Source organism: Pseudochelatococcus sp. G4_1912 (assembly GCF_047501465.1).
Classification (GTDB): Bacteria; Pseudomonadota; Alphaproteobacteria; order Rhizobiales; family Beijerinckiaceae; genus Pseudochelatococcus.
On sequence record NZ_JAZDRL010000002.1, the window covers coordinates 1082640 to 1107176 of the forward strand.

General features: G+C 52.9%; 20 protein-coding genes. 19 read left to right on the forward strand and 1 reads right to left on the reverse strand.

The features are described 5' to 3' along the window. Positions 1–10: 10 nt before the first annotated feature. The 19 genes from flhA (at position 11) to VRZ32_RS12295 (ending at position 23498) form a co-directional block, all read left to right on the forward strand. Positions 11–2101 carry a flagellar biosynthesis protein FlhA gene (flhA, locus tag VRZ32_RS12205; protein ID WP_414525993.1) on the forward strand — a complete coding sequence of 697 codons (2091 nt, stop codon included), beginning with the start codon at positions 11–13 and terminating at the stop codon, positions 2099–2101. Further along, the gene (gene fliR, locus VRZ32_RS12210; protein ID WP_414525994.1) at positions 2098–2856 is read left to right on the forward strand and encodes a flagellar biosynthetic protein FliR; all 759 of its coding nucleotides are present in this window, start codon (positions 2098–2100) and stop codon (positions 2854–2856) included. The genes flhA and fliR overlap by 4 nt, the downstream gene beginning before the upstream one ends. Positions 2857–2862: 6 nt before the next feature. Continuing rightward, a complete protein-coding gene (locus VRZ32_RS12215; protein ID WP_414525995.1) occupies positions 2863–3261 on the forward strand; it encodes a hypothetical protein in 399 nt (132 codons plus the stop codon). Positions 3262–3441: 180 nt separating this feature from the next. Continuing rightward, complete coding sequence (locus tag VRZ32_RS12220; protein ID WP_414525996.1) at positions 3442–4038, forward strand: rod-binding protein; 597 nt, start codon at positions 3442–3444, stop codon at positions 4036–4038. Further along, a complete protein-coding gene (locus VRZ32_RS12225) occupies positions 4035–4571 on the forward strand; it encodes a hypothetical protein (RefSeq protein ID WP_414525997.1) in 537 nt (178 codons plus the stop codon). Before VRZ32_RS12220 ends, VRZ32_RS12225 begins: the two co-directional genes overlap by 4 nt. Further along, positions 4568–5020 (forward strand): hypothetical protein, encoded by a 453-nt coding sequence (locus VRZ32_RS12230; protein WP_414525998.1) that lies wholly within the window; start codon positions 4568–4570, stop codon positions 5018–5020. Before VRZ32_RS12225 ends, VRZ32_RS12230 begins: the two co-directional genes overlap by 4 nt. A 146-nt stretch (positions 5021–5166) precedes the next feature. Next, positions 5167–7914, forward strand: a complete 2748-nt coding sequence (locus VRZ32_RS12235) for a chemotaxis protein CheW (RefSeq protein WP_414525999.1) — start codon at positions 5167–5169, stop codon at positions 7912–7914. Then, positions 7911–8387, forward strand: coding sequence for a chemotaxis protein CheW (locus VRZ32_RS12240; protein WP_414526000.1), 477 nt, complete (start codon positions 7911–7913; stop codon positions 8385–8387). Before VRZ32_RS12235 ends, VRZ32_RS12240 begins: the two co-directional genes overlap by 4 nt. Before the next feature lie 159 nt (positions 8388–8546). Beyond that, positions 8547–8693 carry a hypothetical protein gene (locus VRZ32_RS12245; protein WP_414526001.1) on the forward strand — a complete coding sequence of 49 codons (147 nt, stop codon included), beginning with the start codon at positions 8547–8549 and terminating at the stop codon, positions 8691–8693. Between the two features lie 38 nt (positions 8694–8731). Next, on the forward strand, positions 8732–9760 hold the full coding sequence (gene cheB / locus VRZ32_RS12250) for a chemotaxis-specific protein-glutamate methyltransferase CheB (protein ID WP_414526002.1): 1029 nt from the start codon (positions 8732–8734) through the stop codon (positions 9758–9760). Further along, the gene (locus VRZ32_RS12255; RefSeq protein WP_414526003.1) at positions 9757–10605 is read left to right on the forward strand and encodes a CheR family methyltransferase; all 849 of its coding nucleotides are present in this window, start codon (positions 9757–9759) and stop codon (positions 10603–10605) included. The genes cheB and VRZ32_RS12255 overlap by 4 nt, the downstream gene beginning before the upstream one ends. Positions 10606–10800: 195 nt before the next feature. Then, positions 10801–11985, forward strand: coding sequence for an efflux RND transporter periplasmic adaptor subunit (locus tag VRZ32_RS12260; RefSeq protein ID WP_414526004.1), 1185 nt, complete (start codon positions 10801–10803; stop codon positions 11983–11985). A gap of 4 nt (positions 11986–11989) precedes the next feature. Further along, positions 11990–15127: an efflux RND transporter permease subunit gene (locus tag VRZ32_RS12265; RefSeq protein ID WP_414526005.1), complete on the forward strand. Its 3138-nt coding sequence runs from the start codon at positions 11990–11992 to the stop codon at positions 15125–15127. Between the two features lie 238 nt (positions 15128–15365). Further along, positions 15366–16739 carry an MBOAT family O-acyltransferase gene (locus tag VRZ32_RS12270; RefSeq protein WP_414526006.1) on the forward strand — a complete coding sequence of 458 codons (1374 nt, stop codon included), beginning with the start codon at positions 15366–15368 and terminating at the stop codon, positions 16737–16739. Positions 16740–16753: 14 nt separating this feature from the next. After that, the gene (locus VRZ32_RS12275) at positions 16754–17806 is read left to right on the forward strand and encodes a hypothetical protein (RefSeq protein ID WP_414526007.1); all 1053 of its coding nucleotides are present in this window, start codon (positions 16754–16756) and stop codon (positions 17804–17806) included. Between the two features lie 106 nt (positions 17807–17912). Beyond that, a complete protein-coding gene (locus VRZ32_RS12280) occupies positions 17913–19085 on the forward strand; it encodes a phosphoserine transaminase (RefSeq protein WP_414526008.1) in 1173 nt (390 codons plus the stop codon). Positions 19086–19196: 111 nt separating this feature from the next. Then, positions 19197–20780, forward strand: coding sequence for a phosphoglycerate dehydrogenase (serA, locus tag VRZ32_RS12285; protein WP_414526009.1), 1584 nt, complete (start codon positions 19197–19199; stop codon positions 20778–20780). A 186-nt stretch (positions 20781–20966) separates the two neighbouring features. Beyond that, complete coding sequence (locus VRZ32_RS12290; RefSeq protein ID WP_414526010.1) at positions 20967–22259, forward strand: adenylosuccinate synthase; 1293 nt, start codon at positions 20967–20969, stop codon at positions 22257–22259. 63 nt (positions 22260–22322) lie between these two features. Continuing rightward, a complete protein-coding gene (locus VRZ32_RS12295) occupies positions 22323–23498 on the forward strand; it encodes a hypothetical protein (RefSeq protein WP_414526011.1) in 1176 nt (391 codons plus the stop codon). A gap of 90 nt (positions 23499–23588) precedes the next feature. Here VRZ32_RS12295 and rpoH read toward each other — a convergent pair whose 3' ends face one another. Further along, positions 23589–24488, reverse strand: coding sequence for an RNA polymerase sigma factor RpoH (rpoH, locus tag VRZ32_RS12300; protein ID WP_414526012.1), 900 nt, complete (start codon positions 24486–24488; stop codon positions 23589–23591). Positions 24489–24537 lie beyond the last annotated feature (49 nt).

Genomic DNA, 24537 nt, shown 5'->3' on the forward strand with positions numbered 1-24537 from the left:
ATGGAATTTAATGGCTGATCTTTTTGTAAACAGCTTGAATGCGACACAGGGCAAAAAAGGGCGCGATGTTTCATTCGCGATCGGCATTGTCGCGATCCTGCTCATTCTATTCCTGCCAGTACCGCCGTTCCTGATTGATATCGGATTAGCGCTTTCCATAGCCTTGGCTGTGCTTATTCTGATGGTGGCGCTCTGGATTCAGAAGCCTCTCGAATTTTCAGCTTTTCCCACCGTGCTGCTAATCGCCACAATCCTGCGTCTTGCGTTGGGTATTGCGACCACGCGTCTTATTCTGGCTGATGGTGACAAGGGCGTTCTGGCCGCCGGCCATATCATTCATGGCTTTTCGCAATTTGTCATGAGCGGTGACTTCGTCATCGGACTCGTGGTTTTTGCCATTCTGCTCACTGTTAACTTCCTTGTGATCACCAAAGGTGCAACTCGTATCGCAGAAGTAGGCGCTCGCTTTACTCTGGACGCTATCCCCGGCAAGCAGATGGCGATCGACGCTGATCTTTCAGCTGGTATGATCGATGATAAGGAAGCGCAACAGCGCCGGCGTGAGCTTGAAGAGGAGAGCTCGTTCTTCGGTTCGATGGACGGTGCTTCAAAGTTCGTGCGTGGTGAGGCTGTCGCCAGTTTGATCATCACTGCGGTCAACATTTTTGGCGGGATCATCATCGGTGTTACCCGTCATGACATGCCCTTGTCGAAGGCAGCGGATGTCTACACCAAGCTGACGGTTGGTGACGGTCTTGTATCGCAGATTCCTGCGCTGATCGTGTCGCTTGCTGCTGGTCTGCTGGTATCGAAGGGGGGCACGCAAGGTTCTGCCGAGCAGGCTGTGCTTGGGCAGTTAAGTGCCTATCCCAAGGCGCTGTTTGTGGCTGCGGGTCTGATGATACTGATGGGGATAACGCCCGGTCTGCCAATCGTGCCCTTTGTCGCGCTTGGCGGTATATTGGCTTTCGTGGGCTACATCATCCCTAAACGCAAGGCTGAGCAGGCGGCGCGCGATGAGATCGAGGCGCAGAACAAGCAGGCTCTCCAGCAAGTTGATACGCGCGAAGCTATTCGCGAAACGATGAAGACAGCTGAAATCGAGCTCTGCATGGGCCGTCAGCTTTCGGTACGGCTGAAGGCCAATCAGGGCGAGCTGATGCATCGTGTTTCAAAGATGCGTCGTAAGTTTGCGCAGCAGTATGGCTTTATTGTTCCTGAGATTAAACTGACGGATAGCTTGGCGACGCCGCCGAAGTCATATCAAATCAAGATCCATGGCACGATCGTAACGTCGCAGGAGCTACGGCTGAACGATTTTCTGGTCATTATTGGAGATGGGCGCAAGCCCGATATTGAAGGTGATGAGGTTCGTGAGCCCGCGTTTGGTATGAAAGCGCTATGGGTGAACGAGGTCTATGCCAATGATGCAAAGCGGCTTGGGCTTGCACCTATCGATAGTCTGTCGGTTCTACTGACGCATCTTGGTGAGATTATCCGGAATAACCTGCCGCTTCTTCTCTCTTATAAAGACATGCGTATGCTATTTGCGCAGATGGATTCCGAATATAAGCGTTTGATCGATGATATTTGTCCTTCGCAAATTTCCTATTCAGGACTTCAGGCTGTTCTGAAGCTCTTGTTGGCGGAGCGTATATCCATCAGAAACCTGAATCTGATCCTTGAAGCGATTGCAGAAATTATTCCACACGTTCGCAAGACAGAGCAAATCGTTGAACATGTCCGGCTAAGGATTGCGCAACAGATTTGCGGTGATTTGGCGGATGAGGGCGTGTTACGGGTGTTGCGTCTGGGCAATCGGTGGGATCTGGCGTTTCATCAGAGCATCAAACGCGATGCAAGGGGCGATGTGATCGAGCTGGACATTGAACCGCGCCTTGTTGAAGAGTTCAGTAATGAGGCATCGGCTGCCATTCGCAAACATCTTGGTACAGGTAAGGCGTTTGTGCTTGTTGCAGCTCCCGATGCACGCCCGTATGTACGTATGATTATTGAGCGTATGTTCCCGGCGCTTGCCGTGCTGTCGCATGTTGAAATCGCACGCGGTACCGAGTTGGAGAACCTTGGGGCGATATCTTGACGTCTATCGCGCTTTCGGACGCGGTTATTGGCGCTATGCTGCTGATGTGTCGTATTGGCGGTTGCTTCATGCTTATGCCGGGTTTCTCAAGCGCGAGTATTCCGGTTCGTATCAGGCTCTATGTTGCATTTGCGGTAACGCTGACATTATACCCGCTGCTGTTCAGCAAGGTAGGGCCGGTGTTTCAGGGGCAGCCATTCTCATTTCTGTTGCTGCTGCTGATATCGGAAACGCTATCCGGCATATGGATTGGTTTTTTAGCACGTTTGTTGTTTCTTGCGCTTGAAACACTGAGTGTAGCGATTGCTATGGCTCTCAGCTTAAGTAGCCCTGCCGGTATATCCTTTGACCAGATGGAGGCTCTGCCGCCAGTCAGCAACATCCTGGGATTGACTGCAGCATTGCTGGTGTTCGCTGCGGATTTGCACTGGGAGCTGTTACGGGCAATCAAAGCTTCATATGATAATCTGCCGCCTGGGATGCTATTTCAGGCCAGACTTTCACTTGTAGGCATAACAGATCAGCTAAGTTATTCCTTTATGCTGGCGCTGCAGATTAGCGCACCGGTGCTGATTTATTCGGTAATAGTCAATTTTACCATCGGTCTGGTGAATAAGTTCACGCCACAGATCCAAGTTTACTTCATCTCCTTGCCTTTTGTTATCGTCGGGGGGCTCTTGCTGCTCTATAATCTCATTCAGGAGATGATGTCAGAGTTTATGAAGGGTGTTTCCCGCTGGGTGCTTTTCGGGTGAGGGGTCATGAAAGATCGGCTTAAGAAGATTGATCGTGTGATTGAGGTGCAGCATCAGCTGAAGCGCTTAACCGAATGGAAACTAGCCATTATTCATCGGGATCAGGATGGGTTGCGGCGCGCGCAAGAGCAGCTGATAGGTCGTTTGAATGATGAATCAATACACCATGGCCTCTTTGTCGGCTCTATGGCACGCCGTCTCGCCCGGTTAGCGCAGGAAGAAGAGGGGCTGCGTGAAACAGCTAAGGAATTGCAAGACAAGATGGTTGATGAGGCCATGCGCCTGAAGCGTACTGAGCGGCTTGCCGACAATATGGCGCGAGAAGCTGAAGCCGAGGCCGAAAAAGTTAGCCTTGAGCGTATTGTAGAGTCCCGCGCATCTGGCAAAAACGACAGCCTCGCGTAAGGTTTGCATCATAGGATGCAAGACAGGGATCCAGCCAGATAAAGCCAATTAATGCTTGGTGTTTATCCTATCTGCTGATCATCCGCGGTCTAAAAGGGCGTGTTTGATCATTTTGAATACATGATGTCAGTGCCATTCGATTAATCGCTATCGTATGGCGTTCCAGCCGCGAGGGGTGCCATGGCCGTCAGCTTGCCTGCCGATATCGTGATGGATGTGGCCCGTGCCGCAGATCCTGCCCGTTTTCGTGTTGCGGTTAACAAGCTGGATAGCGGCAGCGATTATGCCGCTGTAGCAAACGATGTAGCTTTGGCGTTTGCTGCTCCAGATGTTGAAGGGAAAACGATTGGTTCGCAATTGCCCTTCGATGTTGAGCGTGCGCGATTGCGTCTTGCTGGTCGTGATGGTTTCTCGCCCTTGGAAAGTCGCGAGATCGGAACCACTGGTGGTTTGATGAATGCAAACCGTCTGCGAGATGGCACGCCCTATCAGCAATTCGAAGCGCTGACTTTACAGAAATTCGTTGAGGCGATGCTACCGAAAGAATCCTCCTCCTGGTATGGTGATGGGTTTGCTGGTGACACATGGAAATCCATGTTAGCCCAACAAGTTGCAGCAGAGCTGGCCCGGGGTGGTGGCATTGGCATTGCGCGTATGCTTGAACATGCGCATCCTGCAAAAGAGGGGGCCAATAACACCCACGCAGAGGTGCGGCGCGCGCTGAATGAAAGTAAAGATATTCAAGATAAAGTAACAGCATCGGATATAATGGCATGAGCGAGAAGATCAAAGACGCCACGCTCAATAGTCAGGACGATTCTATGGAAGAAGTTTCATTCGCAGCAGGGCTCGCTGCTGCAGGCGCTGTTTCAACTGCAAATCAGGATACCGACGAAGATCTATCATCTGTTGCCGAGCTGGTCGGAGGGCGTGGTGAAGTTGGTCGCCGGGCGTTGCGGCAAGTTTTCAGTCGGCTTGAAAAGGTGCTTGGTGATGAGATGTCGCAACTCCATGAGGGGCGCACAGATGGCTTGGATGAGATAGCGCAACGCAAAAGCCAATGCTTGTTGGATCTGGCCCGTTTATCACGCGCATTGAACATCGATGCATTGGCCGCTGATAACGAGGGAGAGTCGTTTAAGGAGGAGGTTGCGCGCATCAAGGCAAAGCTTTCAGAAAACGAGGCGACTCTGAAGTTTTATCTTGAAGCGGCGCGTGAAGTAGCAACCATGGTTGCTGAAAGCGTACGTATGGCTGATTCTGATGGCACTTATTCTGAGTCCGGCCCATTTGGAAGATATGGCCGATGATACGCTTTGTGCTGATTGGCGTATGGGTTTGTGCGGTTACGTTGATTTCAACTTACAGCACGGCATATTGGTCATCCAACCGCGTCGAGCCACCACCAGAGTCCGGTTATCTTGTTGGTCTTGAGTATCGCAAGCTGCGGATGATGAACGTTCCCATCGTGGCTGATAACGAGGTCAAAGGGTATGTGCTGGCACAGTTTATCTACACGGCAGATGCACGCACTTTGCGAGAAATTTCCATTCCGCCAGAACCGTTGATTATCGATCGTGCCTTCAGGCTCATCTACGATGACACCACTCGTAAGTTCGAGGGCGTGAATAAAAAAGACGTCGATAAGCTGACGAATGATATCAAAGTTGCGGTCAATAAAGTGTTCGGGGCAGAGATCATTAATGATGTTCTCATTGAGGAGTTTAATTACCTCGATAAAAAGGACATTATGAAATGAGGGAAGTGTTAAAGCGCCTTTGATGCAGAAAGTGATACTTCAAGGGATGCAATAAATAGCTTCTAAAGGTAACGTTTATTTGTTCGTGGTTGTTTGAAGAAAACAATACCAGTGTTTCAAGAGTTGCGTTCTGACAAGGGGCTATCATGGATGACCTGCTGCGTGAATTTCTCACAGAAGCAAACGAAAGCCTTGACCTGGTAGATGTCGAACTGGTCAAGTTTGAGCGTGAACCGAATAACGCCGATATACTTGGTAACATTTTCCGACTTGTGCATACAATTAAGGGCACCTGCGGTTTTCTTGGTTTGCCGCGGCTGGGCTCGCTAGCGCATGCAGCGGAGACGCTCATGGGGCGTTTTCGTGATGGTGCGCAGGTTCAACCAGAAGCAGTTGATCTCGTGATGCGCTCCATCGATCGCATCAAGCAGATAGTCAGTGATCTCGAAAACAATGATGGCAATGAACCAGAAGGCGATGATGCTGATCTGATTGATGCGCTGGAGATCATGGCAGAGCAGGCCCAAATGGGTGCCCAGTCAGAGCCCAAGCCAGAGCCCAAGCCAGAGCCTCGTGTGATTGAAGAGGTTGCTGCTGTAGGGACGGTTGATCTTGATGAACTGGAGCGCCTGTTCCGGGAGACGCCCGTTGATCTTGCATCTGCAGCCAAGTCAGCAAAAGAGATAGCTCCTGATCTTGATACCGATAGCGTGGATAGGAATGTTGCGGGCGTCCCTGCACGTCATGCAGCGCAGATAAAAGAACCCTCATTATCATCCCGCGAAACAGCCGCTCCTGCAGGCGATGATGGTCATGCTGGCGCACGCGCAGGTGGGCCGGGACAATCTATCCGCGTTAATGTCGAGACGCTTGAGCAACTGATGACCATGGTGTCAGAGTTGGTGCTTACCCGCAATCAGCTGCTTGATTTGATGCGTCGACAAGAGGAGTCTGAATTCAAGGTACCATTGCAGCGTTTGTCACAAGTTACGGCAGAGCTGCAAGAAGCCGTCATGAAGACGCGCATGCAGCCAATCGGTAATGCGTGGCAAAAGCTGCCACGTATTGTCCGTGATCTGTCGAGGGATCTGGGCAAACCTATTGATCTGCAAATGCTTGGTGCCGATACGGAGTTGGACCGGCAAGTTCTTGAGATGATCAAGGACCCACTGACTCATATGATCCGGAACTCGGCAGATCATGGGCTGGAAAGTCCTGCTGAACGTGTGAAGGCTGGCAAGCGCGAAGTTGGAACTATCCGCCTTGCCGCTTACCACGAGGGTGGGCACATCATCATTGAAGTAGGTGATGACGGCAAGGGTCTTGATACAGCCCGGATTCGACAAAAAGCTGTCAAAAACGGGTTAGTATCTGAGATTGAAGCGGAAAAGTTGCCGGAATCTCAGATACATGCTTACATTTTCCACCCCGGTTTTTCGACAGCAGAGGTCGTCACCAATGTCTCAGGACGTGGGGTGGGCATGGATGTCGTGCGCACGAATATCGAGCTGATTGGTGGATCGGTAAATGTCGTGTCGCGTCGTGGACAGGGATCAACATTCCTGATCAAAATTCCACTAACGTTGGCCATTGTGTCTGCCCTGATCGTGGTATCGGGTGAAGAGCGTTTTGCTATTCCGCAGCTTGCGGTTGTTGAGCTGGTGCGTGTCCAGAAGGGCAGTGAGCATCGCATAGAGCGCTTCAAGGATGCGCCTGTACTGCGGTTGCGCGACAAGCTTTTACCAATCATCTATCTTGATCAATTGCTTGGTATTAAATCTGCCCGCCCGCATGGCGTGCCAGGCGAGGCAGAAGACAGCTTTGTCGTGGTGATGCAGGTTGGTAATCGCGCCTTTGGTATTGGCGTCGATAACGTGCTGCATACTGAAGAAATTGTGGTGAAGCCGGTATCATCCATTCTGCGACACGTTTCAATGTTCTCAGGCACAACCATCCTGGGGGATGGAAGTGTCATCATGATCATTGATCCCAATAGTATGGCGCAGGCTATGGCTGCGAGCGTTGTACCAAGTGTCGCTGCGCAAGATGAAGTTCAAGCAGCTATTGCTTCCACGACTTCTCATGAAAGGATGTCGTTGATCTTGTTCCTTGCGGGCAGCAACGAACCCAAAGCTGTGCCGCTGTCGCTTGTGACGCGTCTTGAGGTATTTGAATCTACCCGTATTGAGCATCTGACTGGGCAAGATATGGTGCAGTATCGCGGTTCGTTAATGCCGCTAGTCTATCTGGATGAGAGTTCTCGCAATGATGATCAGCGAGAGCGCTCGATGTTGGTATTTACGGATCATGGACGGGCGATCGGTCTTGTCGTAGATGAAATTATCGATATCGTTGATGAAAGCTTCACCATTGAGTTCAATTCCGAAATGCCAGGCATTGTCGGCACGGCAGTGGTGAAGGGGAGAGCGACGGAAATTCTGGATATCGGCCACTTCTTGCCACCAACATTCCGTGCGATTGCAGGGCCGCAAGGTAATAAGGTTGATGTACGGCCCCATATCCTGTTTGTCGATGACAGCACATTTTTCCGCAACATGCTCGCGCCGGTTCTACGGGCGGCGGGATATGACGTGACTGTATGCGGTGGCGTTACAGAAGCCTTCACCCATATCGATGGCGGGGAAATATTTGATGTTGTGGTGAGCGATATCGATATGCCTGAGGTTGATGGCTTCACCTTTGTGAAAAAGCTGCGTGCCAATCCACAAACGATCGATCTTCCCGTCGTTGCTTTATCAGGACTGAATACACCTGAAGCTATCGAACGAGGGCGCCAGGTAGGCTTCACCGATTATATCGCCAAATTCGATAAGGTGGGCTTGCTTGCATCGTTGGAAGAATTCACCATCGGTCGTCATGGAGTTGATCTATGAGCATCCAGCTTGCCCCCGTTAAGGAAGACAGTCACAGTCAGTTTGTGACAGTGCGTATCGCCGGGCAGTTGTTCGGCTTGCCCATATGGGCGGTGCATGATGTTTTCGTGCCTCAACGCATTACGCCCGTGCCGCTTGCGCCAAATGAAGTGGATGGGGTGCTTAATCTGCGAGGGCGCATCGTAACCGCAATCAACATGCGCCGACGTCTTGGTTTCCCATTGCGCGGTGATGGTGAATCCATTGTGGCGGTAGGCATTGATTATCAAGGCGAGGTCTATGGCCTTCTTGTCGATGAGGTCGGGGAAGTATTGACATTGGAAAAAGCGCAACTCACAGAAAAGCCTCCTAATCTCGATCAGCGCTGGAGCGCTATGACGGATGGTGTTTTTCGGCTGGAAGCAGAACTTTTAGCGGTGCTGGATGTTGAAAGCGTTCTTGCCAGCATTCGGGAAGATCATGTTGCATCATAATTTTATGATCTTTTCATCTCCGATGATGATGGAGGCTTGTTGTAATATCGTAAGCTGTACAGGGATGCTGCGGCGGTCTTTAAATTTGGCAGTCTTTGTATGCTAACACCTAATGTATGCGAAGGCGCGGGCAGCTTGTCCGGGTATCAGGGGATATAAATGTCGGGGAAACCGGACGATGTTCGCGTTATGGTTGTTGATGATTCAGCAGTTATTCGTGGCCTTACAGCGCGCTGGATTGAAGAAACGCCTGGCGTACAGATCGTTGCCGTTCATCCTAACGGAAAAAAGCCGTTGATGATATAGCGATATCACGCCCAGACGTTGTCATTCTCGATATTGAAATGCCTGAGATGGATGGCCTGACAGCCTTGCCGATCTTGCTGGAGCGTTGTCCCGGTGTTGTTGTGCTCATATCATCAACCTTGTCGCGTCGGGGAGCTGAAACCAGCATGCGCGCCTTGTCGCTGGGGGCTGCTGAATGCATCGCCAAGCCAGATGGCAGTGGACGCATTGCCAGTGCCGCAGAGTATCGGCGTGAATTGCTGGAGTTAGTCATTCAATTGGGAGGGCGGGCGAGGCGTAGATCTGCTGCATCAACGACGCTTGCACCCCTATTGAGCCAGGCACAATCAACAGTTTCATCTATTGCTGCGATGCGTGATACGCGCATTGACACCGGGCGTCCATCTGAGGCTCGTCAGCCTATACCTGCAGTTGCACGTCCAGCCATTGTGCGTAAGGCGCCCCAGGATGCTCCAAAAGCGTTACGTCCATTCTCGACAGTACCACCCCGCGTTCTGGTGTTGGGAAGCTCGACCGGTGGACCGCAGGCGCTGGTAGAAGTTCTTACTTCAGCCAAAGAGGCATTGTTAAAAGTGCCTGTTCTTATCGTTCAGCATATGCCACCCACCTTTACAGCGCTTTTGGCTGAACAATTGGGGCGCGCAACATCATTGCCATCTGCTGAAGCGCAGGATGGCGAGGTGATTGTCGCGGGGCGTATCTATGTTGCACCGGGGGGCATGCACTTACAGGTCTCGCGGGATGATAGCAATGTGATTGCGCGTTTGCGTGATACGCCGCCAGAGCACTTCTGCAAGCCAGCGGTGGACCCTCTGTTTCGATCTGCTGCGCAAGTATATGGGGCGTCCTGCCTTGGAGTTGTGCTCACGGGCATGGGGAGCGATGGCGGTTTAGGGGCTGTTGCGGTTTCCGATGCTGGCGGCAGCGTTGTTATTCAGGATGAAGAATCCAGTGTTGTCTGGGGTATGCCTGGTGCAGTTGCAGCTGCTGGAGGGTGCGCTGCCATTCTACCGTTGACACAAATTGGCAGTAAACTCAAAGACCTGCTACGTGGGAATATCCGATGAGAGAAGATGATTATCTCTTCATATCCCGTCTGGTGAAGGAAAAATCCGGACTCGCTCTTGCCGGGGACAAGCAATACCTTGTCGAAAGCAGGCTATTGCCTCTGGCACGTGAGGCGGGGATTGATGATTTGGGGGCTTTTGTAACCCAGTTACGCCGTCCAGATGCCGCTTCATTACGTAATTCTGTCGTTGAGGCGATGACGACAAATGAATCCTTTTTCTTTCGTGATAAAGTACCTTTCGAGCATTTCACGAATGTGATGATGCCATATTTCATTAATGCGCGCGCCTCCAAGCGGCATCTGCGTATTTGGTGTGCTGCATCTTCCACGGGGCAGGAGCCTTATTCGCTGGCGATGTGCCTACAGGAGATGGGCTCGAAAATTGCGGGATGGCGTATTGAGATTTTAGGTACCGACATTTCCTCCCAGGCGCTGGAGCGCGCCAAGGCTGCGCGTTATACTCAGTTTGAGGTTCAGCGAGGATTGCCGTTGCATATGCTTGCAAAGTACTTCATCCAGAAGTCTGAAGGTGCAGGTGAGGTGTGGGAAGTTGTGCCGTCCATACGTTCAATGGTGACGTATCAAAAATTTAATTTGCTGGATCGGTTTAGCGCTCTTGGCGTTTTCGATATCGTTTTCTGTCGCAACGTTCTGATATACTTTGATCCGCCAACCAAGGCTGATGTGCTGGATCGGATTTCCCGTGTATTGTCCCCTGATGGCTTTATGATGCTGGGGGCGGCCGAGACCGTTGTTGGCTTGACGGAGGCATTTCAGCCTATGGCCGGTAGGCGCGGGCTTTATTGCCCGACCATTAATAAAGTTCCGATCGCGGCGTCATAGGCGTAAAGCTGTGCTTTAAGTATTATAAGCGCTAAATCTCGGTTTCATCGCACAATATAGCACGAGGGATTAAGCCTGTTTTTATACGGGCATTTACAGTATTGCGGCATATATGTATATGCTGCCAGGCTTATGCTTTTCTCCAACGCAGGGGCGTTCGGAGGCTCAATCGGTATTCTGGGGGGAATTTCGGTTATGATCGCTAATGTCGCGCATCGCATTGCGGTGGTTGGAACTGCAGTGTTGGCTGTATTTAGCTTTGCGGCAGGGCATGAAAGTGCATGGGCGCAAGCTCCGGCAGGGCCTCCGGCTGTGGGCGTTGTGGAAGCAACCATGCGCACCATGAATGAAAGCACCGAAATTTCAGGGCGCGTGCAGGCGCGTGATCAGGTTAATTTTGTAGCCCGCGTGACAGGCTTTCTTGAGCAACAGGCGTTCATAGAGGGCGCTGAAGTGAAGGCTGGTGATCTTCTTTATCAGATCGAGCAGGGGCCATATGAAGCTGTGCGTGACGCGCAGGCTGCGTTACTTGCACAAGCAAAGGCACAGCTGGTAAATGCAAACCTGACGTTGAACCGCGCACAAGAGCTGCTTGCGCGTAATGCGGGGCCGCAGAGCACGGTTGATAACGCTCTTGCTGCACAACAAAGCGCCCAGGCGCAGGTGAGCCTGGCTGAAGCACAATTGCGTTCAGCGCAGATCAATCTCGATTATACCAAGATCACCTCTCCAATAGATGGCCGTATTGGTCGCACATCGGTGACGCCGGGCAACGTTGTTACGCCAAATTCTGGCGTTCTGGCGACAGTGGTTAGTCAGGATCCGATGTATGTTCTTTTTCCAATTTCTTCCCGGCAGATTCTGGAAATTGGTGAAGAGCAAAGAGCACGTGGCAATGAAGGCCTCAATGTCCGTTTAAAATTAGCCAATGGCGAAATGTACAATCAGGTTGGCAAACTTGATTTTATCGACATTTCTGTTGCGCAGAATACAGACACGATCATGCTCCGTGGCGTCATTGCCAATCCGCCAGTTCCGACAGCAAGCTCCAAAGTTGGCACTGTCAGAACGCTGACAAACGATGCCTTTGTTACCGTAGTGCTGGAATCGGTAGAGCCGACATCATATCTGGCAGTGCCACGTGCGGCTATTTTGTCTGATCAGCTTGGGGATTATGTTTTCATCGTTGATGCCGAAAACAAAGCGCAGCAGAAACGTGTGAAGCTTGGTCAATCCACACCAGTTATTGCGGCAGTGGTTGAGGGGCTGAGTGTTGGCGATAAGGTGATTGTCGAAGGCATTCAAAATGTCCGTCCCGGCGCGCTAGTTTCGCCCGGCCCTGCAAGCCGTTCTGCGGCTACCGCAGCTGAGCAGGGGTAAGACAGTGATTTCATCCGTCTTTATTCGCCGGCCGCGTCTTGCGATCGTTATCGCTATCGTTATTTCGATTGCCGGTATTCTGGCGCTTATGCGCATTCCTGTAGCCCAGCTGCCCGATATCGTGCCACCGCAGGTGCAGGTTAGCGCATTTTATCCTGGAGCTTCGGCGGGTGTTGTTGAATCCGCAGTCGCGCAGCCGCTCGAGTCGAACGTCATCGGCGTCGATCAGATGCTCTATATGAAGAGCACGAGCGGTGCGGATGGATCATATAACCTTACAGTGAGTTTTGCGCTCGGGTCTGATCCCGATATGAACACGGTGAACGTGAACAACCGTGTGCAGACAGCGCTCGCCAGCCTTCCTCAGGAAGTGCAGGTGCAGGGGCTGACGGTTGAAAAGAAGTCATCGTCGATCCTGCAATTTGTCATGTTGTCGAGCACCAATCCGCAACACGACATGCTGTTTCTGACCAACTATGCCACGATCAATATCATGGATAGTCTGGCGCGCACGCCAGGCGTTGGGTCAGCGTCCTTGTTTGGCCGCATGAACTACTCGATGCGGATCTGGTTCGATATTGATAGGCTAACGAGCCTCAGCATGATGCCATCAGACATCATGCGCGCTATTGCCGGGCAGAATGTGCAGGCGCCTGTGGGGCGTATTGGTTCACAGCCAATGCCGGCAGATCAGCAGTTTCAGTTCAATGTCACCACGCAAGGTCGCTTGACGACTCCGGAAGAGTTCGGCGCTATTGTTCTGCGTGCTAATCCTGATGGATCGATATTGCGTGTGCGCGATGTCGCGCGCGTGGAGCTTGGAGCGCAGAATGAGGACACGACCAGCCGTCTTGATGGCAAGCAGGCCGTGGCGATCGGTATCTATCAGGCGCCCGGCGCAAATGCGATTGATGCCGCACGTGCTATTGCATCAACGTTGAATGAACTGAGCACGCGCTTTCCCGAGGGGATGCGTACAGATATCGTTTTCGATACCACCACCTTCGTGACGGATACGATTGATGAGGTCATCAAGACGCTCATCGAGGCCTTTGTGCTGGTCGCGATTGTTGTGTTTCTCTTCCTTGGCAGTTTCCGGGCGACACTTGTTCCGATTATCGCAGTGCCAGTCAGTTTGGTGGGCACATTTGCGGTGTTGCTGGCATTGGGCTATTCGGCCAATACGGTCTCGTTGTTGGCGTTGGTGCTGGCGATTGGTATCGTGGTCGATGATGCCATTGTCGTGGTGGAAAACGTTGAACGTGTGATGGAGGAGAAGCCGGATCTTACTCCCGCGCAGGCCACCGAAAAGGCGATGAGCGAGGTTACGGCTCCAATTATCGCGATCACGCTCGTGCTGTTGTCTGTGTTCGTGCCGATTGGCTTCATGCCAGGCATCTCGGGTGAGCTGTTCCGTCAGTTTGCTGTAACGATCAGCGTGGCGATGTTTATCTCGGCGATTAACGCGCTTTCGCTATCGCCTGCATTATGCTCGGTGTTGCTGCGTCATAGCGGTCCGCGTAAGGGCGTAATGGGATGGATCAGCACACGTATTGACACGGTGCGTGATGGCTATGCCGGAATTGTGCGCCGCATTTTGCGTTACTCCATGCTGTCTCTGGTATTGGTGGGGGTATTGGGGCTTGGCATATTCTCGCTCTCCAGAATTACGCCCACTGGCTTCTTGCCGGAAGAGGATCAGGGCGCGTTCTTCATTAACGTGCAGCTGCCCGACGGTGCTTCCGTAAGTCGCACCATGGATGCGGTGAAGCTGGTTGAGCAGATCGTGCGGCCAATGCCGCAGGTGGAGCATGTAACGTCGATTATTGGATATTCATTCCTCGACAGTTACTCGGCCAGCAACATGGCGTTCATGGTTATCTCGCTGAAGCCGTTTGCGGATCGAGAGGGGGCTGCGAATTCTGCGCAAGCGCTTATCCGCAAGATTTTCGGTGCTGCGATGCAGATCCGTACTGCGAGCATTCTGCCGTTTAATCTGCCGCCGGTAGTGGGTCTTTCTACCAGTGGTGGTTTTGAGTATCAGCTTGAAAATCTTGAGGGTGCTGATCCTGCATCTATGGCAAGCGTTGTACAGGCGCTGGTTGCGGCTGCAAATCAGGATCCGCGCCTGGCTCGTGTATTCTCGACTTATAGTGCATCCGCGCCGTCAATATTCCTTGATATCGATCGGGAGAAAGCGCAGGCACTTGGCGTCGATATTGCGGATATTTTCTCAACGTTGCAGGCGACGCTTGGTGGCTCGTTCATCAATAACTTCAATCTCTACGGGCGTACGTGGCAGGTGAATATCCAAGGCAATGCCGGAGATCGTCGTGATGTTGCGGACCTCTGGAATATCTATGTTCGTAACGACAAAGGCACGATGGTGCCGCTTCGATCCATCGCAACAGCGCGTACGGTTGTGGGGCCGCAGGTTATCGGGCGTTATAACAATTACCGCTCAGTAACGATCAACGGCAATCCAGCTCCCGGTATCTCATCTGGTGAAGCGATGGCAGCGATGGCGGAGGTATCAGCCAAGACGTTGCCTTCCGGCTATGCCTTTGAGTGGACGGGTACCGCCTATCAGGAGCAGGGAACCAGCGGGCAAACACCAATTATCATGGCGCTGGCACTGTTGTTTGCGTATCTGTTCCTCGTCGCGCTGTATGAAAGCTGGATGGTGCCTGTGCCAGTGTTGCTATCAGTAACAGTGGGTATTACCGGAGCATTTATTGGACTGTTAGCGTTCGGCCTACCGCTTGATCTGTATGCACAGATTGGTCTTGTGGTGCTGATTGCTCTTGCGGCAAAGAACGGCATTCTGATTGTAGAGTTCGCCAAGGATCAGCGTGAGGCTGGCATGAGTATCGTGGACGCGGCCGAGCATGGTGCGCGGTTGCGTTTCCGCGCTGTGATCATGACGTCAATTGCGTTCATTCTTGGTCTTGTGCCGTTAGTGCGGGCACAAGGGGCTTCAGAGATGGCGCGGCATGACGTTTCAACGCCGGTTTTCGCGGGCATGATTGCTGCGAGTGTGTTCGGTATCTTCGTTATTCCGATGCTGTATGTCACCTTCCAGACCATTCGGGAGAAGTTCAAGGGTGGTTCGCCTGCGCCTGCAGAGACGCATGAGGCCTGATGCTTGATAGATAAAATAGGGCACTGCAGGGGTATGCAGCCTTTGCGGTGCTTTTGTTTGGATAGGGGCTTTATTTTAATGGGCTTATCGCCTAAAGCATCAAACACATCTGAAAAGTATACGCTTTGCAGAGAGAATTTGATTTTAGAAACAAATAGATAGGTGGAAATTGCGATTCTTGGGGTCGCATTTTTATCATGCGCTGCTTTTGTGAGCCCTTTGGAACCAGTTTTCGAGCATGCTATTTAACTCTTTCGCCTTCCTACTCGTTTTCTTGCCCGCGGCGCTAATTCTGCATTGGTTGGCTGAACGTTATTCGCCGCAATGGCGGTTGCCGTTGTTGGCAGTTCTCTCCTTGATGTTCTATGGCTATTGGGATTGGCGGTTTCTACCGCTATTGATGATCTCGATCCTGTTTAACTGGATTGTTGCGCGCGTATTTGGCCATTGGTCTCAGCGGGCGCTGATATGGTGCGCGATTATCGTCAATTTGCTGGTGCTTGGCGTATTCAAATACGCTGACTTTGCCATGGGGATTGCTGGCAACTTCCTGCAGCAGACATTTGATCCGCTCGCGCTTGCCCTGCCACTTGGCATATCGTTCTTTACGTTTCACCACATCATGTATCTGACGGACCTCAAGGCTGGACGTGCGCCGCAGTTCGGTCTTATCCGCTATACGCTTTACATCGCTTTCTTTCCGCAAGTTCTTGCTGGTCCGCTCGTGCGCTGGACCGAAATCATGCATCAGTTCGACGAGCGTCCTTATTTACGCTCTGACGCTGCGGAGCGTTTTGCGCGTGGCCTGGTGCTACTTGCCATTGGTTTGGGCAAGAAGGTATTTATCGGTGATCCGCTATCGCTCTACGTCAATCCTGCCTATGAGGCTGCGGCAGCGGCGGGGGCGGTAAGTGTTCAGGCCGCCTGGCAGGCGCTTCTTGCGTTTCCGCTACAGATTTATTTCGACTTCTCCGGCTATACCGATATGGCGCTGGGCATAGCGCTGATGTTCGGCATTGTGCTGCCGCAGAACTTCGAAAGGCCATATCGCGCCACATCTTTGCAGGATTTCTGGCGGCGTTGGCACATGACGTTGTCGCGGTTCTTGCGCGATTATCTATATATCGGGCTTGGGGGTAACCGTCATGGATTGGCACTGCAACTGTTTGCGCTGTTCATGACCATGACCCTCGGTGGTCTGTGGCACGGTGCTGGTTTGACCTACGTTGTGTGGGGCATGATGCACGGCGCTGGTCTCGCTATCGGGGTTGCATGGCATAAAGCGGGCATGCGTATGCCGCCACTTGCAGGCTGGGTGCTGACAACGGTCTTTATTGCGCTGACATTCGTGCTATTCCGCTCGCCGAATTTCGACACGGCGTGGACGATGTATGACGCATTGATAGGGCATGGGCTGGATGGCGAGCGCATCAGGTGGCGCACGATTCTGCTTGCGGCGGTTGTCGCATTGGCAGGGCCTACTGCTTGGGCATTCACGAACCGGGTGCCGCCCTGGCGATCGGTGGCGGCGCTATTAGCCGTTATGTTCGTAGTCATCCTGTTCAAAATTGGCGATGACGCCAATTATGAGTTCATCTACTTCCAATTCTGACGGGATATTGGGTCGTGCAAACTGGTGAGCAGAAGCAGTGGCGAGTTTTCGCTACGACGTTTATCGTGACGATAGCGGTGCTTTTTCCGACATTAATGATCGGGCTATTCGTGCTCGATCCCTATGGCACGAGGCGCGTTACGCTGATTGATCCGCCAGGCGTGCGCGCACAGGGCACGCGGACTGAGCATGCCAGCCGGGCGCGCGATCATTCGTTCGATTCCGTCATTATCGGCAATTCGCGCATGCAGGCGCTGCACCCTGAGCGGCTGACGCAGCTGACAGGTGCCAATTTTGCCTCACTGACAATTCCGGGTACGCGGCCCAAAGAGCAGCTGACGATGCTCGATTGGTATCTGCGCCACCGTGAAGCGTCGCCGCGGGTTATCCTGCTTGGTACCGATATTTTCTGGTGCTATGGCGATAAAACTTTGAAAACTGTAAACCCTTTTCCTTTCTGGCTTTATGAAGAGGACACGCTTGCATATGCACGCGGTCTTGTGCGCTTCAATGCATTGGAGGAGGGGGTTCGCCGCATTGAGTATGCAATAGGCGGACGTGATCGTGCACGGCCAGATGGCTATTGGGATTATGACCCGATCTATGTTGCCCATGGCCATGAAGAGGCTGAAAAACAGCACTTGCTGCTACAATATAAACCCGAAGATGTTGTAAACCTCACAGGGCAATTCCCGGCGCTGGAAATGTTGCGCGACATGCTACCCAGAGTGCCGAGTGATACTTTGGTTGTATTCATGGTGCCGCCAACTTTTGTTTCCGGCCAACCGCGGGAGGGCACACCAGAGCATGCTACAGAACAGGCCTGCTATTCCGCACTGACCGAAATCGCCCAGTCTCGTCCGCGCACTATCGTGATCGACTGGAACGGCGTGCGCCCGGAAACGGAAGATCCGGCATTTTATTTCGATCAGATCCATTACAAAGGCAAACTCGCCCGTGTGCTTGAAGAGACGTTGGCCGCGCGTATCAACGCAGATCTAGAGCTGATCCCAGCTAAATTGATGGCAAAACCTTATAGAAAATTGCGCACCGATATGGTGAATTAGGCGTGTGGTGTCGGGATGTCCTTGCTTGTTAGCAGCATTTCGGGTATCTCCTTCAGCGGGACACTTCCCCCCAACGGGAAGCGCCCATCTGTGAGGATGGATACAAATGACAGACGTTGTGAAACCCGTTGCGCGGCCAGTAAATCCCGCGTTCTCTTCCGGCCCCTGCGCAAAGCGCCCCGGCTGGAGCGTTGAGGTGCTCAAGGATGCAGCGGTTGGCCGCTCGCATCGCGCCAAGATCGGCAAAAACAAGCTCAAGCTTGCCATCGATCTTACCCGTGAAGTTCTTCAAGTTCCAGATGATTATCGCATTGGCATTCTGCCTGCATCAGACACTGGTGCGGTTGAGGCTGTGCTGTGGTCAACCCTCGGTGCGCGTGGCGTTGACATGCTCGCTTGGGAATCTTTCGGTGAAGGTTGGGTGACGGACGTCGTCAAACAGCTGAAACTGCCAGATGTGCGCGTGTTCAAGGCGCCCTATGGCGAGTTGCCCGATTTGACGCAAGTGGATACCAAAACCCGCGATGTTGTGCTGGCATGGAATGGCACAACTTCTGGTGTGCGCGTGCCGAATGCTGACTGGATTGCCGATGATCGCGAAGGCTTGATCATCAACGATGCGACATCAGCAGCATTTGCTCAGCCGCTCGAATGGAAGAAGTTCGACGTTGTCACCTTCTCCTGGCAAAAGGTACTTGGCGGAGAGGGGGCGCACGGCATCGTGATCCTTTCGCCGCGTGCTGTTGAACGGCTGGAGACCTATAAGCCAGCCTGGCCGCTGCCAAAGATTTTCCGCCTTACCTCAGGTGGCAAGCTGATCGAAGGCATTTTCGTTGGTGAGACGATCAACACGCCTTCGTTGCTCGCGACTGAAGATTATATTGATGCGCTCCAGTGGGCTAAATCCGTTGGCGGCCTTGATGGCTTGATCGCGCGCGCCGATGGCAATGCCACTGTGCTGAACGATTGGGTGGCGCGCACCGCTTGGGTCGCAAATCTTGCTAAAGACGAGGCCATACGGTCCAACACGTCCGTGTGCTTGTCGATCGCTGATCCAGAAGTTATCGCCAAGGGGCCTGACGCTGTCGCGGCTGTGGCAAAAGGCATCGTTGCGCTGCTTGATAAGGAAGGCGTGGCGTATGATATCGGCGCCTACCGCGATGCGCCAGCTGGCTTGCGGATTTGGGCGGGTGCCACTATCGAACGCGCTGATCTTGAAGCACTAACCGCATGGCTGGACTGGGCTTTCGCTGTTGAAAAAGCCAAGCTGGCAGCCTGAGTTTCCAACTGATTGATGAGCCCGGATTGCGCCGGGCTTTTCCTTTCTCTCATTTACCATTGATTTCGGGCAAGTTGAGTATTCCTTGCCCCGCCTCAGAGGTCTACTGATATGACTGCTCCTAAGGTACTGATTTCCGACCAGCTTTCGGAAGCCGCAGTTCAGATTTTTAGAGACAACGGTGTTGATGTCGATTTCCGCCCCGGTCTCGATAAGGATGAGCTTGAGAAGATCATTGGCGATTATGATGGTCTGGCTATCCGTTCGGCCACCAAGGTCACGGCGAAGCTGCTTGAAAAGGCAACGCGTCTGAAGGTGATTGGTCGCGCAGGTATTGGCGTTGATAACGTTGATGTTCCTGCTGCTACCGCACGCGGCATCATCGTGATGAATACGCCTTTCGGCAACTCGATCACCACGGCTGAGCATGCGATTGCCCTTACATTTGCGCTGGCACGCGAGATCCCGGCTGCGGATGCTTCGACGCAGGCTGGTAAGTGGGAAAAGAACCGCTTCATGGGCGTTGAGCTCACGGGCAAAGTGTTCGGCATTATCGGTTGCGGCAATATCGGTTCGATCGTTGCTGAGCGCGCAGTTGGGTTGCGCATGCGCGTCATCGCTTTCGATCCCTTCCTGTCACCAGATCGCGCGAAGGATCTGGGCGTTGAGAAGGTTGAGCTTGAGGACCTGCTGGCACGCGCTGATTTTATCACGCTGCATACACCACTGACGGAAAAGACGAAGAACATTCTCTCAGCTGAGAACATCGCCAAGACGAAAAAGGGCGTACGCATCATTAATTGCGCACGTGGCGGGCTAGTAGATGAAGTGGCGTTGCGAGCAGCGCTCGATTCCGGCCATGTTGCCGGTGCAGCTTTTGACGTGTTCGTGACTGAACCTGCGAAGGAAAACCCGTTGTTTGGCCTTTCCAATGTTGTAGCAACGCCTCATCTGGGCGCTGCGACGTCGGAAGCGCAGGAGAACGTGGCGTTGCAGGTTGCAGAGCAGATTTCGGATTATCTGCTGCGTGGCGCTATTACCAACGCTATCAACTTCCCTTCGATCACGGCTGAGGAAGCGCCCAAGCTGCGCCCGTTCATTGAACTGGCCGAAAAGCTTGGCTCATTTGCTGGCCAGCTGACCGAGACTGGGATCAAGACCGTTCGTATCACTTATGAGGGATCGGTTGCGCATCTGAAGGTGAAGGCGCTGACGTCAGCGGCAGTCGCCGGGCTTCTGCGTCCTATGTTGCAGGATGTGAATGTGGTTTCAGCCCCAACTGTTGCGCGCGAGCGTGGCATTGTGATTGAGGAAACGACACGCGAAGCGCAAAGCGATTATGATGCCCTCATTACGCTTACCATCGTAACCGAAGAGGTGGAGCGCTCTGTGGTGGGTACGGTATTTGCGGATGGTAAGCCCCGGATTGTCGGCATTAAGGGCATCAAGGTTGATGCCGAGTTTGCACCTTCGATGATTTACGTCTCGAATGAAGACAAGCCTGGCTTTATTGGCCGGTTTGCCAGTGTGCTTGGTGATGCAGGTATCAACATTGCAACATTTGCATTGGGCCGTGATGCTGAGGGTGGCTCGGCAGTGGCGCTTGTGCAGGTTGATGGCAAGGTGCCGCAGACGGTGCTTGATTCGGTTCAGGCCATTTCTGGCGTGAAACACGCGCATCAACTGTCGTTCTAATCGCGGAAGATTGCTGCTAGTATCGGGCATCATATGGTTGAATGCCCTAAGTTGCCATTCAATATGCACTTGGGGGTTGACCCCGCTGGCGTGATCTTTCATGAAACCATCGAGAGCCCTGGCCCTTGAGCCGGGGTTTGCTTTGCCGGAAGGTTATGTCTTTCGGATGATGAATATGAGGCTGAAATGGCAAACGTCGTCGTAGTCGGTGCCCAGTGGGGCGACGAAGGCAAAGGCAAGATAGTTGATTGGCTGTCGGAGCAGGCTGATGTGGTTGTGCGCTTTCAGGGCGGGCACAATGCAGGGCATACGCTCGTAATTGGCGACAAGATATACAAACTGTCGCTGCTGCCGTCCGGCGTCGTGCGTCCTGGCAAGCGTGGCATCATCGGTAACGGCGTTGTGCTGGATCCGCAGGCGCTGGTCGATGAGATCGAGCGATTGGCTCTTCAGGATGTCATCATCACGGCTGATAACCTGCGTATTGCCGAGAATGTCTCGCTCATACTGCCGCTGCATCGTGAGCTGGATGCGTTGCGTGAGAATTCCAACGCAGGCACCCGTATTGGCACCACTCGCCGCGGTATTGGTCCTGCCTATGAAGATAAGGCTGGGCGCCGCGCTATTCGTCTCGCTGACTTGGCCGATCCTGAATCACTGCCTGGCAAGGTGGAGCGGCTGCTGTCGCACCATAATGCCTTGCGTCGCGGTTTCCAGCTGCCTGAGTATGAAGCTGATATCATCATCAGCGAACTGCTGGCGATCGCACCGAAGGTGCTGCCGTTCATGGATACGACCTGGCGCACGCTCGACAGCGACCGTCGTGCAGGCAAGCGCATTTTGTTTGAAGGTGCACAAGGCGCGCTGCTTGATGTTGATCATGGCACGTACCCATTTGTTACCTCTTCGCACACAGTTGCGGGGCAGGCGGCAGCAGGCTCTGGCCTTGGGCCAGGCGCTATCGGGTTTGTGTTGGGCATTGCCAAGGCTTACACCACACGCGTAGGTGAGGGGCCATTCCCGACAGAGCTGTTCGATGAAACGGGTGAGCTGATTGGCCAGAAAGGCCGTGAGTTCGGTGTTGTTACAGGCCGTAAGCGTCGTTGCGGTTGGTTTGACTCGGTGCTTGTTCGCCAGACGGTCAGCACATCTGGCATCACCGGTATCGCACTGACCAAGCTTGATATTCTCGATGGTTTTGAGGAAATCAAGATCGGCGTTGGCTATGAACTGGATGGTCAGGTTATCGATTATCTGCCCGCAAATCAGGCGCTACAGGCACGTGTGAAGCCAGTCTATGAGACGATCAAGGGTTGGTCTGGCTCAACAGCTGGTGCACGTTCATGGGCTGATTTGCCAGCAGAAGCGATTAAATATGTGCGTCGCATTGAGGAATTGATTGGCGCTCCCGTTGCACTGCTTTCAACTAGCCCTGAACGGGATGATACAATTCTCGTGCAAAACCCTTTTGAGGGTTGAGCACAATAATTGCGACAGGATAAAATGGATAAATGAGCCCAGCTCTGGGCGGTGAGTGTTTTAATGACAGATCTCTATGCCTTGTTAACCCGTGCAATTGAGAGCCAGCCGGATAATTCGGCTGAAACGCGGCATGCTGTCTATAATCACATTCGCGGCCTTTATGATCGTCAGCGCCAGGAAATTGATTCCACGCTGTCACAAGAGGAAATCCAGGCTGAACGTGCGCGGCTTGTGCGTGAGCAGGCATCGCTTGAAACGGTAATTGCTCGTATCGAGGCTGAGCGTTCCGGCGTCCCTGTTGCTTCAGAAGATGTGTTGGCATTTGATCGTTACGCGACTTCAAAAGAGCCTCAGGAAGATACGGCGCGTATTGAGTCTGTCGCGGTTGCTGGTGGCGATACAGGACGAGAACGTCCGCGTATCGCTGCACGCCGCGAGCTGCGTGAACGGCCTTCTTTGCGTCGTAGTGGCGCGTTTGTTGTTATTGCGCTCGTGCTTGCAGGTATTGGCGGTGCGGCTTGGTGGCTCCGCAATGATGATACGCCAGCTCAAACCCAAGCTGACGCCGGTGCAACTGTTACAGCGGGTTCAGACAAGATAGTTGATCGCGTTAACGGGGTGCCGCCGGATGATTTAACGTCACAGGCGCAGGTGCCTCAGAGCGCACAGCAACCAGCGCCTGCAATCCCTGCAGCTGCGGGGCAGTCAGATCATTTAGCGCAACGTGCTTTTCTCTTTGAGATGAGCGCGAATAACAACCAACCTAAGATTACGGCAGGGCAGGTTGTGTGGCGGCTCGAAGGGCAGGGTAATCGCAATGCTGTACTCCAGGCAGATGTCTCACTAGAAGAAGCTGGGCTAAAATTCACACTCGTTATGCGCCCGAATGAGGATACCGCGCTACCGGCATCACATACGATGGAAATTACCTTCATCAATGATGCCAACTCGCCTGATCGTGCTGTACGGGACATCGCCGTGCCGCAGCTGCGCGCTGATAAGGAGCCTCGTGGCGTGCCGTTAATCGGCTTGCCAATTCCGGTTGCTGATAACATCTTCCTGGTTGGGTTATCCAATCTGCCTGCCGATGTTTCCCGGAATTATAGTCTTTTACGCGAGCGTGACTGGATGGATGTGCCCGTTCGTTTTGCAAATGGTGAAACGGGAACCATAACCTTTGCGAAGGGGTCTGTGGGCCAGCAAATAATTACTGATGCATTGGATAGCTGGCAGTAGGCACTCTCGGATTTAATAAAAATAGAGCGGAATGCGCGCTTAATGATCCGCCTTCCGCTCTATGAGCTTTAGCCCTTAGATGGCTTGAGATTATACAACAGTATCCAGAGCCTGGGGGCTTTCAATTTGCGCAAGGCCTTTTTTGACGGCCTCTTGCACCTTCTCAAATGCACGTACCTCAATTTGGCGCACCCGCTCGCGAGAGACGCCAAATTCTGATGACAACTCCTCTAGCGTTATCGGGTCGTCTTGCAAACGGCGGGCTTCAAAAATGCGGCGTTCACGGTCATTGAGAACGCTGAGCGCTTCGCGCAGTGCCGATAAGCGGTTATTACCTTCCTCTTCAATAACCAGGTTAGTTTCCTGATCAGTGCCATTATCCACCAACCAGTCCTGCCACTCCCCTTCGCCATCTTGGCGTACAGGCGAGTTTAGAGACGAGTCGCCGGTAAGACGGCGGTTCATGTCGATAACTTCCTGCTCCGGCACACCAAGCTTGGTCGCAATTGTTGTCACGTGCTCAGGCAGCAGATCGCCTTCTTCATAGGCCGAAATTTGTCCCTTGGCCTTCCGCAGATTGAAGAACAGTTTTTTCTGGTTTGCAGTCGTGCCCATTTTGACAAGCGACCATGAACGCAAGATGTACTCTTGAATGGCGGCCTTGATCCACCACATCGCATAGGTAGCAAGGCGGAAGCCTTTTTCAGGCTCAAACCGCTTTACAGCCTGCATAAGGCCGACATTGCCTTCGGATACAACTTCTGCAATAGGCAAGCCATAGCCGCGGTATCCCATCGCGATTTTGGCGACAAGACGTAAGTGCGAGGTGACAAGTTTGTGTGCAGCCTGCCGATCGCCGTGCTCTTTCCACCGCTTCGCGAGCATGTACTCTTCCTGCGGTTCGAGCATGGGAAAGCGGCGAATTTCACTGAGATAACGGCTGAGACCGCCCTCGCTTGCCATTGTTGGCAAAGCTGATGAAGTGCTCATAGTGTCTCCCTTCAGACCCCCTTCTTAGGCAGATCATGTGTGGTTGCCG